Source organism: Bradyrhizobium sp. HKCCYLS3070, from assembly GCF_051167575.1.
GTDB lineage: Bacteria > Pseudomonadota > Alphaproteobacteria > Rhizobiales > Xanthobacteraceae > Bradyrhizobium.
The window spans coordinates 1,044,429-1,057,304 of the sequence record NZ_JBNPTI010000001.1; the positions used below are offsets into that span (position 1 = coordinate 1,044,429).

The following is a 12,876-nucleotide window of genomic DNA, read 5'->3' on the forward strand; positions in this document are numbered from 1 at the left end:
CGTGAAAAAGCCCGTGCTCGCTTTCCTCCTGCTCATCTTCGTGCCCATCTCGCTGTCGGCCGCGAACTATCTGCGCGGCGATCGTCGCGGCAGCTGGCAGACTGCGGACCGTTCGAGCGCGGGCCTGCTGCCATCGCCGGCGCAGCATGCCGACGCGATGGTGCGCGTATTCGCTGCGCGCACGGTGCGTTGGCGTGGCATCTTCGCGGTCCACACCTGGATCGTCGTGAAGGAGAAGGGCGGCCCGCGCTACACCCGCTACGACTACACCGCGTGGGGTGAGCCGATCCGGGTCGATGGCTTCGCGCCCGATGGTCGCTGGTTCGGTGCATTGCCGGAGACAGTGCTGGCCGTCGACGGCGATGAAGCCGAGCGGGTGATCCCGAGGATCCGCAGCGTGATCGAGAACTACCGCTTCCGCGCCTATGGCGACTACAACGCCTGGCCGGGGCCGAATTCGAACACCTTCGTGCAGGCGGCGCTGAACGCGGTTCCTGAGCTGAACGCCGTGCTGCCGCCAACCGCAATCGGCAAGGACTTCCCCTTTGACGGCTGGTGGGGGCGCACGGCCTCCGGGACCGGTCTGTTCGTATCGCTCGGCGGCTATCTCGGTGTCACCGTCGGGTGGATCGAGGGCGTCGAGCTGAACTTCTTCGGGGGAGTTCTCGGCGTCGATCTGCGTCGGCCGGCGCTGAAATTTCCCGGGATCGGCCGCCTCGGCATGCGAGCGGTCTGAGGCCCGCGATCTGCCTGTCAGGCACTGGCTGGCATGCTGCTTGCTGCGACCCTCTTCAGCGCGCCTGTGATGTCGCGGATGCGCCAAGAACGCCGGGCGAGGCGAGAAGAGGCGGATGATGAGCACGCTGTTTGCGATCTGCGCGACCTATGAGGTGGACGATGGCGCGGCGCGGGGCTTCGTTCTCCAGCGCCGCGAGCCCGACGGCAGCGCCAAGCCTTGGCCGATCCTGGTCACGCGCAAGGGCAACAATTTCTATGGCTTCGAGAATGCCTGCCCGCATCAGGGCGCCCGCCTCGACAAGCACCCGGGCGAGTTCATGGACGAGGAAGGCAATTTCCTCGTTTGTGGCGAGCATGGTGCGCAGTTCGACCTCGATACCGGACAATGCTTCATCGGGCCCTGTCAGGGCCGGACGTTGGCTCCAGTCGAGCTTGTGATCGACGACGGTGACATCTGCCTCTCCGGGATCGATCTGGACGAGGAGGACGGCCTCGACATCGACGATCCCGAGGATGACGTGCCCGACGTGCAGATCACATCGGACTGAGGCCGAGGGCCGGCGGCCGCGGCCGGGTCAGCGCTTCTTCCGTTCGGCGCGGCTGTAGTTGCTGAGGTGCCCCTCGCGTGCTGCCTGGCTGCGCGCCGCCTTGATCAGGCCGGGGCTGCGCGCTGGCGGCGCCGGTAGCGAGGGCAGGCGGGTCAGCTTGCGACTGCCGCAGGTCGGACAGACCGGCCTTTCAGAAATCCCGATCAGCAACTCGATATCCTCTGCGCAGGCTGCGCAATGGAAGCTGTAGAACGGCATGACGTCATCCCTCATTGTCGCTGAGGGGCGTTGCACGAAGCGGGCCAGCGCCATTGCGCATCGAATTCGCCGATTCAGGGCGCGTTTGCACGCTGACGGCAGCGTTTTTTGCTGCGCATGTCCCGAATGCGACGCGACTGGGGTCGAACATTCGACAGCAGTGCAGAGCTCTTCCGCCTGGCCGGCCGGCCCCGGATATCCGGGCGCCAGCCGGACGGACAAAGCGGATCAGGCGTTGGTCTTCGGCACGTACTTGCCGGCGACACACTTGTAACTCTGCAGATGCCACTCGTGATAGGGACCCTTGGACATCCAGTCTGCGATTCCGATCTGCGCGCTGACGGCGCAGGATGTCATCGTGATGCCGGACATCTCGCTGTTGGTGACGACCTTCTCCATGCAGAGCTGGCCGTTGCATAGCATTGCGACGAGAGTGACGAGCACGTTGATTCTGCCTCCAAAGAGTGGGACCCGGTCAGGATCGGGAAAGCAGAGTTCATGCCAAGTTATGAATCCACGCCGTGCTGCTACGGAACGGATTGCTACGGGTGTCACTTCATGACCACAGAAGCGTGACGGATTCACTGCTTGGATCACGCAGCGTTGGGCAACCGGCCTGCGTTTGCTGCTCGATCAATTGGCGATTTGCCCGTGTTGTGCTGTTCGGCCTGAGTGCCGGGCCTGAGCCGGACCTGTTGCGTCAAATAACAGGCAGCGCCTGCGCAGTCCTGCGGCGCCCGCGGACGTTGTTTTCGGTCTTCGGGCGGAATATCGCCGTTCATTGGGTGAATCAGAGTTCGATTCGCAAGGGTGTCTGCAGACGAACCGCCGATTCCCCGCATGATATTTGGCCGGATGCCAGACTTTCCGGTGGCGCTGATACCGACGCCCCGATGCCCGGTGCTGCGAGCCTCCGGTCCGTCAGGCCTCGTTCAATCCGGCACCTCGATCGGTCAGGATCTTCTGACCCTTCGCCGTCAGCTCGTAGATGTCGCCGTCCTTGGCGACATAACCTTCGCGGATCAGTCCATCGAGTTCGTCCTGCCGGTCGGGCGAGAAGGCGATCGCCTGGCCGATATCCGAAAGCGTCGCGATCTGGTCGTCCGTCAGCATGGCCATCCTCCCGTTGTTGATCCGAACGCCATGGCGTCGCGAATGTTCCGGGAGCACTAGGCTCTACGCCTTGCGCACGAACTCCGACTTCAGGTTCATCTGGCCGATGCCGTCGATCTTGCAGGCGATGTTGTGGCCGTCGCTCGCCTCCTGCAGGCGGATGTTGCGCACCTTGGTGCCGCCCTTCACCACCGACGACGATCCCTTCACTTTCAGGTCCTTGATGACGATGACGCTGTCACCGTCGGCCAGAACGTTGCCGTTGGCGTCGCGGATGCTGGCGTCGTCGCCGGCCGATGCCGCAACGGCGGCGTCGCCGCTCCATTCATGGCCGCATTCGGGACAGACCCATAGCGCGCCGTCCTGATAGGCGTGCTCGGAGCGGCATTGCGGGCAGGTCATTGCGTCGGTCATCTCATCCTCGGGCGCGGGCAGAAGCGTAGCGCAGCGTTAGAGGCTCGGATGGAACCGGGCAAGGAAAATCCCGGGGAGGGCAGCGCGCGGCGCAGATGGGCTGCGCGCCGCCATCGTCGGTCGGCGGCGTGTCACGCCGCCTTGCGCTCGGGGCTTTTGCTGGCCGGCCCGGTCTCGGCCGCTTCCATCGCCCGGAGATAGGTGTCGAGCAGCGTCTCGTGCTCGTCGCGCTCGTCCTGGTCCTGCTTCCTGAGCTTGATGATCTCCTTCAGGATCTTGACATCGAAGCCTTCGCCCTTGGCTTCGGCGAACACTTCCTTCTTCTGCTCGTTCAGCTCCGCCAATTCGCCATCGAGGTGCTCGATCCGCTCGACGAAGGACCGGATGCGCGCGCCGGGAATGCCGATCTCTGACATGGTGACTCCTGTACTAATGGGACGGAGAAAATGCGCGGCAGTTCGTTGCCAATGTCTTAACGGGCGCGCTTTGCCCACATCAGTGAATCCGACGTGCTTAACGCGGAACCGGGCGGGCTGCGATGTTGCCGAGCGGACGCCATGCGCTAGCTCTGCTCCGCCGCCGAGAGCTTCTGAAACTGCTTCTTCATCGCATTGACGCGGCCGAGATAACCGGCGACCGAATGGTCGCCGCAGCGCTCGCCATCCGCCGGCTTGAAGCCATGGCGCACGAACCCGGCCGCCGGCCCGGCGCCGCACAGATGAATGACGGCCGCGAGATCCTGCCGCTGCTGCGCGCTCGGCTTGGCGCCAGGCTGCCGCGCGAGCACGGCAGCGACCTGGCGGTCGAGCGAGATCACCGTGAGCGCCACCGCATGCGCCGGCCATGCGCGGACGTACAGGCTCGGCGACCCACAGCCGTCGCTGACCACCTCGTGATCCCGGATGCAGAACCGTGCGGCGTCGGCAAAGGCGCCGTCGGTCATCTGGAACAAGCCGACGGCGCTGGACGCCGGCTGATACAGCGCGAACGGATTCCATGCGAAGCGCCAGCGCCAATAGGTGCGCGCCACCGGATTGCCCGAGCTCTCGGTCTGCGCCAGGGCGGCGAGCAGCTCCGACGTGATCGATCGTGTCGAGCTCTCACGGAACAGCGCGCCATATTGGCGCCAAGTCTCCTCCGGCTCCTTGTCGAGCGAATGACCCGTTACCACGAACAGCTCGGTCGGCTTGCGCAGCACGTGATAGGCCAGATTGACCAGCGCGAAGGTCACGAGCAGCACCAAGGCGCCGCAGGCGATCTTGATCCACCGCGGCGCCGCGCCCACCGTCCGGCCCAACCACTGCGCACCGCGCCCTGCGATTCGCTTCGCATCGCGCCGCAGCGCGCGCCAGCGGCTGCCGCGTTGCGGCTTGCGCAATTTTTGTTGGCGTGGAGCAGGGGATTTCGGCAACTGATTACCTCGGCCGCCGGTGTGCCGGTCCATGGTTAAGGAAGAATTTGTGCAATCGCGTCATCCTGCCACTTTCTGGTGTGGGGCGGGGCGTGATGAAGAAATCGGTCAGTACTCTGCTGATGGTGCTGTTGTCGGTGCTGGCGGCGGGCATCCTGGTGTCCACGGCGATCCTGATGAGCGGCGCCGCGGGCCGCTATCGCGAGAGCGTCGCGACCGAGCAATTGACCGCGGCCGACAAGGCGATCTTCCAGAACGTCCTGGTCATGCGCGCCCACCGCGGCGACATCCAGAGCGTGCTGCTGAGCGAGGACGATCCGCGCGCCAAGCTCACCGAATATCAGGGCATCGAGGCCAAGGGCTATGACGGCATCGTCGCCGCGCTCGCCGGCGTCGACATGCCCGAGCGCGACGACCTCATGGCCGGGTTGAAATCGAGCTGGGACGCCACGGTTCCGCAGTTCAAGCTGTTGTTCGATGAAGCCGCGAAGCCGCGCTCCGAACGCGTGCTGGCGCGTACGCAGGCCTGGTACCAGGCAATGACCAAGACGCTGGACGTCGCCAACGCTGCCTCGCTCGCCGTCTCGAACCGCGCCTGGATGACCGATCCGGCGATCGCCAAGATGGTGCAGGCGCGGCGGCTGGCCTGGCAGGTCCGCGACCGCTACGGCCTGCAATGCTCGGCGCTGCGCCCCAACATCAACGCCTCCAAGCCGCTCGACGACGCCCAGAAGGGCGCGATCGCGCAATGGCGCGGCACCGTCGCGGCCGGCTGGTCCGGGCTCGACGACCTCCTGGCGGGGGGCGGCAGCACCGGGCTCGCCGGGGCCGTGAAGACCTCGCGCGCCGAGGTCGATGCCGCGCATCAGCGCATGGACCAGCTCGCCAAGGGGTTCGACGGCAGCGGCAAGCCGGCGATGCCGGCGCCGGAATGGAACGCGTTCTGCCAGGGCCCGTTCGCCGGCATCATCGCCATCGGCATGACCGCGCTCGACGGCTCGATCGCGCGCGCCGAGGAGATCAAGACCGCGGCGCTGAGCAGTCTGATCGTCCAGTCGCTCGCCTTCATCACCGCGCTCGTGGTGGCCGGCCTGGCGCTGCGCGCGGTGCGCGTCCGCCTGATGCGCCCGGTCGGCGTCCTGATGCAGGCGATCCAGCGCATCGGCCAGCGCGACTACCAGACGCCGGTGCCGCAATTCGCTCATGCCGACGAGTTCGGCGCCATGGCTGCCGCCCTCGAGGGCCTGCGCGAGAGCGCCGCCACCGCCGAGCAGCTGTCGCGCGAGCGCGAGCTCGACCAGGGCCGCCGGCTGGAGCGCTCGCAGGCGATCGACAGCGCCTGCAAGAGCTTCGACGACACCGTGCAGGCGGTCATCGTCAGCATGGGCAACTCGACCGGCCAGCTCGATTCCAGCGCCGGCGAGGTCCGCAAGCTGGTCGATGAGTCCACCGAGCAGACGGCCGCGGTCGCCAGCGCCGCGGAGACCGCGACCACCAATCTCGAGACCATCGCCGCCGCCACCGAGGAGCTGACCGCGTCGGTCTCCGAGATCGCGGCCCAGGTGCAGGCCTCCGCGGCCGATGCGCGCCAGGCGGTGGAGAAGGCGGCGCAGACCAACGCCACCGTCGAGATGCTCGACCGCGCCGCCAACCGCATCGGCGAGGTGGTCAAGATGATCACCGCGATCGCCGCGCAGACCAACCTGCTGGCGCTCAACGCGACCATCGAGGCGGCGCGCGCCGGCGAAGCCGGCCGCGGCTTCGCCGTGGTCGCCGGCGAGGTCAAGAACCTCGCGGCGCAGACGGCGACCGCCACCGACGACATCACCCGCCAGATCGCCGAGATCCAGGCCGCCACCGGCGAGTCGGTCGAGGCGATCCGCGCCATCAGCCACAACATCTCCAGCATCGACGAGAAGATGACGGCGATCGCCGCGGCGGTCGAAGAGCAGCGCGCCGCCACCACCGAGATCTCGCGCAACTTCCAGCATGCCGCCCAGGGCACCCGCGCCGTGACCGACACGATCGGCTCGGTCGCAGCGCTCAACCGCCAGACCGGCAATGCGGGCGCGGCGATGGTCGACTCCGTCCGCCGCATGTCCACCGATGCCGATCGTTTCCGCGTGGCGGTGGAGGGCTTCCTCGGCACCGTGCGCAAGGCGTAGCGTCGCCAAGCGGGCGCGATCCCGCGACGCAGATGGCGCCCGAGCCTTGCCGGTCGTTGGCCCTCTGAAGGGAGAGGGCGCGGGGAATGCCGGGCGCTGGCCGCACCCATGGCCCGCCTGCAGAAGATAAGCAGGCGGCAGTCACCACAGGTTCAGCCGAGGCATCCCGGCATTCCCCGCGCGATGGTTTTCACGCTTATGTCGCGATCTCCCCGGTGTCCGGCTTGTTAGCCACCGTCGCACGGCGCGATCATCATCACCACCGCACTTGGCGCCAGCTTCGGGGCGCCAGGACCACGCGTCTTCACGTCCGCAAGCGTGCCGTTCGTCGGTGGGCCTCAAGCCCGCTGCGGCACACTCACAGCCACCGCATCTCCGGCCCACGTCTCGTGACGATCGCGATACGCCCCTCTCGGCGGGCCGGGATGGGCGTAGACAATCATGATTTTTGAAAAAGCGAAAGTGATTTATTTTTCACCGAAGGACTGGACAGGCCAGATCAGCTTGAGGCTGCTGATGAAAATGGCCTGTCGGCGCAGGCGGATTTTCGCGTCATTGCCAGCCGACGGGTCCCCGCCGAGGCGCAGCCCGTGGCAGGATCCGCGGCACTCCAGAATTCTCATGCCGCCCTGGATTGCTTCGTCGCCTTCGGCTCCTCGCAATGACGAGAGTCCGTAGGGCGGGGTTTGGCGCAGCCGTAACCGCCGCCTGCGGAGGAAGGGCGGATCACGCTGCGCTGATCCGCCCTACGGCTCCGTGCGCGGACGGAACTGTTCGGGCACCCCGCCGGTTGAGGCCGTTTCAGACCGATCATCAGCCACGAAGGAGACGCGTCATGCAGGACATCAGGGAACACATGGAAGTCATCGGCGCCGACGGCGCGCATGTCGGCACCGTCGACCGCGTCGACGGCAACCGCATCAAGCTGACCAGGAAGGACAGCGGCGAGGGCAGCCACAAGGGGCATCATCACTTCATCGACAAGGGCCTCGTCGCCGACGTCGAAGGCGACAAGGTGCGGCTGTCGGCCATCGGCGCCGTTGCGGTGACGATGGAGGAGGAGACCTAGCCTGGTCGCGATGCGGAGCGCGTCGGCTGCGGCGCGAGTTGCGTGTCATTCGTTGTTCGAGCCGGGATAGGTCAATCTGTCGCCGGCTCGCACCGCACCCTCAGATAACGTCGCCGCACGAACCTCGTCTTGGCCCATGAGATGATACACGGCGCGGCCGGCATCGATCAGGTAGTCGGCGACGATGCGACGATGACAGCGCCACCACACCGCCTCCGCGCACATGATGGCCGTGCGTTGCGCGGCCGACACGGTCAGCAGGCGATCGAAGCCGCGCCGGAAGTCATCGGACAGGGCGTAGTCAGCGTAATGATGGAAGCTCTTGTTGGTCCAGAAGCCGTTCGTGTCCGGTGAAATGCCGCTCGTCTTGCGCAGGCCGCCGAGCTCGGCAATGCGCAGATGGCCGATCTGATGGCGCGCGAGCTCGGCCGGCAGCACCTCCGAATTGTACTGCGGGTTGGTCCGCGAGCGCGGGATGCGCCTGATATCGACGACGAGTTGAACCTCGCCGGCCCGCAACAGCGTGACGAACTCGGCGATCGTCCGCGTGGAGTGCCCGATGGTGAAGACGGGAAGCGCGTCGCGCGCCCGTGTCATTGCGGTCTTGGCGGGTGAGTGCTCGGTCATCCCTGCGAACCGCGAGCCTCATCGCCGCTCACCCTGGTCAAGGCGCTCTCCTTGTGAGCGGCGATGTGCTCGCTCTTGTCGCTCTTGATCTCGTATTGCGGAGAGTCCTTGCTGGCGCGGTGACGATAGCCCTTGTAGTCGAAGTCGCGCACATGCACCGCGACGATGCGTCCGGTCACGCGGCCGGCCTCCGAGTTCCAGGAGACGTGGTCGCCCTTCGCAAACTTGGTCATCTGTCTGCTCTGTAAACAGCCGCGATCCGCACTTCAGCCAGGAACGGCTCAGGCAAAGGCATGTTCCATCCATCGCTGGTCAATCCGCTCCGGCGAGCCGCGATTGCCTGGTCCCGCGGGATATCTGATCCAGATCAATCCGCAGCCGCCCGCGACCTTCAGAGTGCTCCTGTCGAGGTCGCGGCCGGATGGTCGATGTGACATGCAAAGGGAGAGCCGTTCCATGCGTACTTTTGCCTTCATGATCGTCTTGCTGGCGTCAGTCAGCCTCAATCCCTTGTTCGCTCAGGGGCAAGGAAAACCTTCCCCCAATCCCGCGGAGACCAAAGCGAGTTCAGGCGTGCCGGCAAGAGAGAAGGGGCAGTCGACCAGCGAACGTCAGAAGCAGCACACGCTGCATCGGATGGGACCCGGCATCGATTGGGACCACCGTAAGGCAGGTCGCGACTGGAAGATCTCTCCTCAGCGCGAGAAGAACGACGCTCATAGCAAACGAGACGGAGCGAGCTGAACGGCTCGTTCCCTGCGACATGACGCTAGCGCTTGGTGCTCGCCTGCGATAGCTATGCTGGCGTGGTGGCATCCAGCGATGACAACATCCGGCGTCTCCCGTCGGGCCGATGACGGTCCCGCATCGTGCGACGAGCTAGCGTTCGCCGTCCGCCGTCCGCCGGGGGAGACGGACGCATGCACGATGCGCCGCCTCCGAGGCGCCGAGGGTCTTGAAATTGGCGCGTGCCTCGGTCAGCGACAGCGCTCCATTGGGACCACCACGGACGAGGTCGGCATCGTGGTCGTCCTGGCCGTCGTCCTCCCAATAGCAGACCGGGCAGATCTCGAACCCGCCGCGCTCACCCAAGGGTGAGGAAGCGGCAGCACGGGCAGCGATAGCGCACCTCCGACGGCGGCTCGGTGACATCGCGATACATCAGGGCGTGATGATGCGAGTCTGAAAGACCTGCGTCAACGGCGAGCCGTCGGCGGGCCAAGCAGCGCGCCATCTTTGCGAAAGCGATGCATTTGTTATAACAACTATAGGTTGATATTTTGATCGAGATGGGGGCAAATCATCCTCGCCGAATCCGCGAGGCAAGCCTCACGCAGCGTTTCGCGTGGCTTGAGAGACGTGGCGTTTGGCCATGGTTCAGCTCCCGACCGGCTGGATTTCAATCACCAAGGAGTTTTTCATGCGCATTGGCTTTGCATTGTCGACCCTCTCCGTCGTCGTGGGATCGTCCGTTCTCGGCTGGGGGCTGATCACGCCGCACCCCGCGCAGGCGTTCCTGGAGGACATCTGCATCCCGCGCGTGAAGGACGGCTTGAGGAATTGTCTCGCGCCGGCCAGCGCGTGCCGCAATCCGGCGGAGGCGCTCAACCGGGGCTGCCTGCTCGAGGCGGTGCAGTTCGCCGTCATTCCGCCCGGCCGCAGCATGATCCACGCCGACTCGACCTATTTCATCGCCCAGGCGCTCGGCTATCGCGCCGACGTGGCCTATTGGATCGCCGCCTACAACGAGAATTCCGACTACGCACAATATGCGCCGATCGACCAGTGCGGCGGGCAGGCGACATCGACCAATTCCGGCGCCAGCTACATCACCGCCAAGTTCAACGGCTTCCAGCGCACCAACAACACCACCGACGGGCCGCTGTATCATTACCTGCTGAACTTCTCGCCGAACGGGCAGGGCACCGACGTGCACGGCGCCAGCGGCGTGCAGGCGGTGTATCCGTTCCACTATCCGCCGCCCGGCTATCCCGTGACCATCGACAGCGTCTATCAGGGCACGCTGTACGATCTCCGGCAATGGGCGATGAAGCCCGACGACGCCCCGGGCCTGCTGTGCACCGCCGGATACACGGTGCCGAACGGCTCCTCGAACTTTAGCGGCCCGCAATGCCTGGCGAACGTGCCGATCAGCGGCAACGTGCCGCTGCTGGAGAACTACGCCATCGGGCCGGCCATCAACATCACCTCGGGACCGAAGGTGCTCGACAACAGCAACGGCGTCGTCGACTACACCCAGCTCAAGTCCTGGCTGGACGACAAGAGCCGGACCACCGGCGTGCTGTTCGACGATCCCAGGAAGCCGCCGGTGCCGGTGCAGATCGCCCGGATCGGGCTCTATCTGCACTCCCTGCAGGATGCCTCGTCGCACGGCACCTTCTGCGGCGACGACGCGCCGTCGCCGCCGGGCGGCTCGGATGTCGGCAGCTACATGGCCATGAGCTCCGGCAGCATCAAGCTCAGCTTCGGCACCTATTGCGCCACCGGCCCGCATCTGGCGAGCCACGTCCAGGAGACCGGCACCGGCGACGCCAGCCTGCCGCTGCGCGACTATGTGGCGCTGAACAACACCGTCGACGAGCTGATCCTGTTCGGCAACAACGTTGCCAAGCCGCGCGGCTGGATCGTCAACCCGAGCCTCTTGCCGCCGAACGTCGTCGGGGCCAAGAGCGCGGCCGGTGACAGCGCCGCCGATTTGAAGTCGCGCCTCGTCGGCCGCATCGTGCAGGGCCAGCAATGGTCGCGGGCGGAGGTCTACAACTCTGGCGTGGTCACCCTGCCGCTGCAACGCACCGACGCCCAGGACCGCCTGAACACGATGAACGCCACGCTGGGGGCCTATTCGAAGCGACTGATCAACGCCAACCCCAAGCTGACCCCGCTGCGGCCGATGCCGGGCAATTCGTTCGACCCGAACGACAAATCGGTGTGTTTCAAGTAGCGCCGCAGGGCGGGCAAAGCGCCGCCGCAAGGCGGCGCGTGCCCACCATTGCGAACCGCCCGCACCCTACGGGCTGTCCCGCTCGTCCGAGCCTCCTGATGTTTCGTGCGCCGCTTTAGGGGGATTCCGTCGTCGAAAGCGTCTTCCAGAGCAGATATCCGCCCAGCACGATCAGGATCATCGGCATGAGCGGCAACGGCAAGGCAAGAAGATCCCACAGGCCGGCCGCAAGAATGATGACCCCGATGACCACGCCGAACCTGTCGACCTTTAGGCTCCGTTGCGTCCGCACCATCTGTGCGCCCAGGATGAGGATGCCGACGCCCACCAGGAACCAGCCCCAGGGAAGCCCTGCGAGCATGACCACGCCGAGCCAGATGAAGAATACGGCCCAAGCGGCTGAATCGATTTGACGGTGCGGATCGGGCGCGTCGTGGGATGGGACGAGAGATGCTTGCGAGTCGGCCATGATACTGCCTCCGCTTCTCTGACGATGACAGCTTGATGCGGATTCACTTCGACCCTGTTGATGCAGGTCAACCAAAGCGCGCGGGAAGCGCGTGGTCGTGTCCACAGCGTGGCGCCCGCAAAGCGTACGCCCGCGAGCACGACCGCCTCGTCTTCTAGGGGATGCACGCCGAACCGCGCCGCCTCGGCGCGCGCCAGCTTCAGCTCTTCGGGAAAGGTGCGGTGATCAAATTCATGGTTGCCCATCACCATGACGATCGGCACGCCATGATGTGGAGGTTCATGGCGGGCAGGGAGGTGGAGCCCAGGGCTCGCTGCGTAGGGCGCGTTAGCGAAGCGTAACGCGCCGATCTGGTCAAGCGGCGGATTACGCTCCGCTCATCCGCCCTATGCTTGCTAACGCTCCTGGTCCGGCCGATCAGCACCATCCCTTCTTCCAGTGGCCCGGCGGACAGTGATGGCCGCGCCAACCCACCTTTCGGCCGCGACTCCAGCCGAAGGCCCGGTGACCGCCGCCGCGGCCCCAGCCATGACCATGACCATGGCCATGACCGCCTCTCACCTCGATGAGATCAGATGCGCCGCGATCGACCTGAAGGGGAGCGCGAGGCAACGCGCTGGCGGGCACGACCAGCGCGGTTGAAATCGATGTTGCAAGGATGAAGATCGCTTTGCGCATGTGACTCCCTCGGATGTCTGACGATGAACTGAGAGGCTTACGGCTTTTCTGTGTCTTCAAGCGAAAGGGGGGCCGAGAAGCGGGATCGTTCCCGTTCGCGCGCCCACTACTTCCTATGCGTGCTGGAGCCGGTGGTCGTCATGCGCTGGCCAGGAGCGCTCTCGGAATGCCCCGGGCCGGCGGCGGTGTTGCTCTGATGACCGGGCGCGTACTCCGAAGCGCCGGGCGCCGTCGACGTCTTGCTACGCTGCATCTGCTGACCGGGCGCTTTCTTCGACGCGCCGTGCGAACTTGCGCCGGTCTCTGCGGCGAACACAGGCGAAGCGGCGAACAGAGCCGCCGTCAAGACGATTGCCATCTTCATGAACGAACCTCCTTCGTTGTTGGGTTCGTAGCAAACTGCGGCGTGTCGGCGATCGTTCCG

General features: G+C 65.6%; 17 protein-coding genes. 6 read left to right on the forward strand and 11 right to left on the reverse strand.

Features of this window, described 5'->3' with window-relative positions; translation table 11 throughout:
• Positions 1–13 precede the first annotated feature (13 nt).
• Entirely contained in the window at positions 14–736 is a 723-nt protein-coding gene (locus tag ACQR03_RS04820; RefSeq protein WP_315751730.1) for a DUF3750 domain-containing protein, read from the forward strand.
• A 115-nt stretch (positions 737–851) separates the two neighbouring features.
• Entirely contained in the window at positions 852–1,286 is a 435-nt protein-coding gene (locus tag ACQR03_RS04825; RefSeq protein WP_316192636.1) for a Rieske (2Fe-2S) protein, read from the forward strand.
• A 27-nt stretch (positions 1,287–1,313) separates the two neighbouring features.
• Here the strand turns inward: ACQR03_RS04825 and ACQR03_RS04830 are convergent, their stop codons facing one another.
• From ACQR03_RS04830 to ACQR03_RS04855, 6 genes are all read right to left on the reverse strand, one after another.
• Positions 1,314–1,544: an FmdB family zinc ribbon protein gene (locus tag ACQR03_RS04830; protein WP_316170438.1), complete on the reverse strand. Its 231-nt coding sequence runs from the start codon at positions 1,542–1,544 to the stop codon at positions 1,314–1,316.
• A gap of 228 nt (positions 1,545–1,772) precedes the next feature.
• Entirely contained in the window at positions 1,773–1,988 is a 216-nt protein-coding gene (locus ACQR03_RS04835) for a hypothetical protein (protein WP_316170439.1), read from the reverse strand.
• 477 nt (positions 1,989–2,465) lie between these two features.
• Positions 2,466–2,657 carry a hypothetical protein gene (locus ACQR03_RS04840; RefSeq protein WP_315712266.1) on the reverse strand — a complete coding sequence of 64 codons (192 nt, stop codon included), beginning with the start codon at positions 2,655–2,657 and terminating at the stop codon, positions 2,466–2,468.
• A 63-nt stretch (positions 2,658–2,720) separates the two neighbouring features.
• Entirely contained in the window at positions 2,721–3,071 is a 351-nt protein-coding gene (locus ACQR03_RS04845; RefSeq protein ID WP_315751729.1) for a zinc ribbon domain-containing protein YjdM, read from the reverse strand.
• Between the two features lie 131 nt (positions 3,072–3,202).
• Positions 3,203–3,487: a DUF2312 domain-containing protein gene (locus ACQR03_RS04850; RefSeq protein ID WP_434840990.1), complete on the reverse strand. Its 285-nt coding sequence runs from the start codon at positions 3,485–3,487 to the stop codon at positions 3,203–3,205.
• Positions 3,488–3,633: 146 nt separating this feature from the next.
• Positions 3,634–4,413 carry a transglycosylase SLT domain-containing protein gene (locus ACQR03_RS04855; protein ID WP_434841203.1) on the reverse strand — a complete coding sequence of 260 codons (780 nt, stop codon included), beginning with the start codon at positions 4,411–4,413 and terminating at the stop codon, positions 3,634–3,636.
• 164 nt (positions 4,414–4,577) lie between these two features.
• Between ACQR03_RS04855 and ACQR03_RS04860 the strand changes: the two genes are divergently transcribed.
• Both ACQR03_RS04860 and ACQR03_RS04865 read left to right on the forward strand, forming a co-directional pair.
• Positions 4,578–6,647 carry a methyl-accepting chemotaxis protein gene (locus tag ACQR03_RS04860; protein ID WP_434840991.1) on the forward strand — a complete coding sequence of 690 codons (2,070 nt, stop codon included), beginning with the start codon at positions 4,578–4,580 and terminating at the stop codon, positions 6,645–6,647.
• 835 nt (positions 6,648–7,482) lie between these two features.
• A complete protein-coding gene (locus ACQR03_RS04865) occupies positions 7,483–7,716 on the forward strand; it encodes a DUF2171 domain-containing protein (RefSeq protein WP_315712258.1) in 234 nt (77 codons plus the stop codon).
• Positions 7,717–7,761: 45 nt separating this feature from the next.
• Here the strand turns inward: ACQR03_RS04865 and ACQR03_RS04870 are convergent, their stop codons facing one another.
• On the reverse strand, positions 7,762–8,343 hold the full coding sequence (locus ACQR03_RS04870) for a DUF488 domain-containing protein (protein WP_434840992.1): 582 nt from the start codon (positions 8,341–8,343) through the stop codon (positions 7,762–7,764).
• Complete coding sequence (locus ACQR03_RS04875; RefSeq protein ID WP_315751725.1) at positions 8,340–8,576, reverse strand: DUF2945 domain-containing protein; 237 nt, start codon at positions 8,574–8,576, stop codon at positions 8,340–8,342. Before ACQR03_RS04875 ends, ACQR03_RS04870 begins: the two co-directional genes overlap by 4 nt.
• Before the next feature lie 223 nt (positions 8,577–8,799).
• Here ACQR03_RS04875 and ACQR03_RS04880 point away from each other — a divergent pair, with 223 nt between their 5' ends.
• The gene (locus ACQR03_RS04880) at positions 8,800–9,087 is read left to right on the forward strand and encodes a hypothetical protein (RefSeq protein WP_315751724.1); all 288 of its coding nucleotides are present in this window, start codon (positions 8,800–8,802) and stop codon (positions 9,085–9,087) included.
• A 135-nt stretch (positions 9,088–9,222) separates the two neighbouring features.
• Here ACQR03_RS04880 and ACQR03_RS04885 read toward each other — a convergent pair whose 3' ends face one another.
• Positions 9,223–9,435 (reverse strand): CPCC family cysteine-rich protein, encoded by a 213-nt coding sequence (locus ACQR03_RS04885; RefSeq protein WP_315751723.1) that lies wholly within the window; start codon positions 9,433–9,435, stop codon positions 9,223–9,225.
• A 328-nt stretch (positions 9,436–9,763) separates the two neighbouring features.
• Here ACQR03_RS04885 and ACQR03_RS04890 point away from each other — a divergent pair, with 328 nt between their 5' ends.
• The gene (locus ACQR03_RS04890; protein WP_434840993.1) at positions 9,764–11,305 is read left to right on the forward strand and encodes a hypothetical protein; all 1,542 of its coding nucleotides are present in this window, start codon (positions 9,764–9,766) and stop codon (positions 11,303–11,305) included.
• Positions 11,306–11,420: 115 nt separating this feature from the next.
• Here ACQR03_RS04890 and ACQR03_RS04895 read toward each other — a convergent pair whose 3' ends face one another.
• Both ACQR03_RS04895 and ACQR03_RS04900 read right to left on the reverse strand, forming a co-directional pair.
• Positions 11,421–11,774, reverse strand: a complete 354-nt coding sequence (locus ACQR03_RS04895; RefSeq protein ID WP_315826839.1) for a hypothetical protein — start codon at positions 11,772–11,774, stop codon at positions 11,421–11,423.
• A 784-nt stretch (positions 11,775–12,558) separates the two neighbouring features.
• Positions 12,559–12,816: a hypothetical protein gene (locus ACQR03_RS04900; RefSeq protein WP_315751721.1), complete on the reverse strand. Its 258-nt coding sequence runs from the start codon at positions 12,814–12,816 to the stop codon at positions 12,559–12,561.
• Positions 12,817–12,876 lie beyond the last annotated feature (60 nt).

Excerpts from the sequence above, each read along its gene's own strand:
- ACQR03_RS04860 (WP_434840991.1), top strand. The coding sequence starts at position 4,578 with ATGAAGAAATCGGTCAGTACTCTGCTGATGGTGCTGTTGTCGGTGCTG.
- ACQR03_RS04900 (WP_315751721.1), bottom strand. The coding sequence starts at position 12,816 with ATGAAGATGGCAATCGTCTTGACGGCGGCTCTGTTCGCCGCTTCGCCT.
- ACQR03_RS04870 (WP_434840992.1), bottom strand. The coding sequence starts at position 8,343 with ATGACCGAGCACTCACCCGCCAAGACCGCAATGACACGGGCGCGCGAC.
- ACQR03_RS04880 (WP_315751724.1), top strand. The coding sequence starts at position 8,800 with ATGCGTACTTTTGCCTTCATGATCGTCTTGCTGGCGTCAGTCAGCCTC.
- ACQR03_RS04895 (WP_315826839.1), bottom strand. The coding sequence starts at position 11,774 with ATGGCCGACTCGCAAGCATCTCTCGTCCCATCCCACGACGCGCCCGAT.
- ACQR03_RS04830 (WP_316170438.1), bottom strand. The coding sequence starts at position 1,544 with ATGCCGTTCTACAGCTTCCATTGCGCAGCCTGCGCAGAGGATATCGAG.
- ACQR03_RS04825 (WP_316192636.1), top strand. The coding sequence starts at position 852 with ATGATGAGCACGCTGTTTGCGATCTGCGCGACCTATGAGGTGGACGAT.
- ACQR03_RS04890 (WP_434840993.1), top strand. The coding sequence starts at position 9,764 with ATGCGCATTGGCTTTGCATTGTCGACCCTCTCCGTCGTCGTGGGATCG.
- ACQR03_RS04850 (WP_434840990.1), bottom strand. The coding sequence starts at position 3,487 with ATGTCAGAGATCGGCATTCCCGGCGCGCGCATCCGGTCCTTCGTCGAG.
- ACQR03_RS04840 (WP_315712266.1), bottom strand. The coding sequence starts at position 2,657 with ATGCTGACGGACGACCAGATCGCGACGCTTTCGGATATCGGCCAGGCG.
- ACQR03_RS04845 (WP_315751729.1), bottom strand. The coding sequence starts at position 3,071 with ATGACCGACGCAATGACCTGCCCGCAATGCCGCTCCGAGCACGCCTAT.
- ACQR03_RS04865 (WP_315712258.1), top strand. The coding sequence starts at position 7,483 with ATGCAGGACATCAGGGAACACATGGAAGTCATCGGCGCCGACGGCGCG.
- ACQR03_RS04875 (WP_315751725.1), bottom strand. The coding sequence starts at position 8,576 with ATGACCAAGTTTGCGAAGGGCGACCACGTCTCCTGGAACTCGGAGGCC.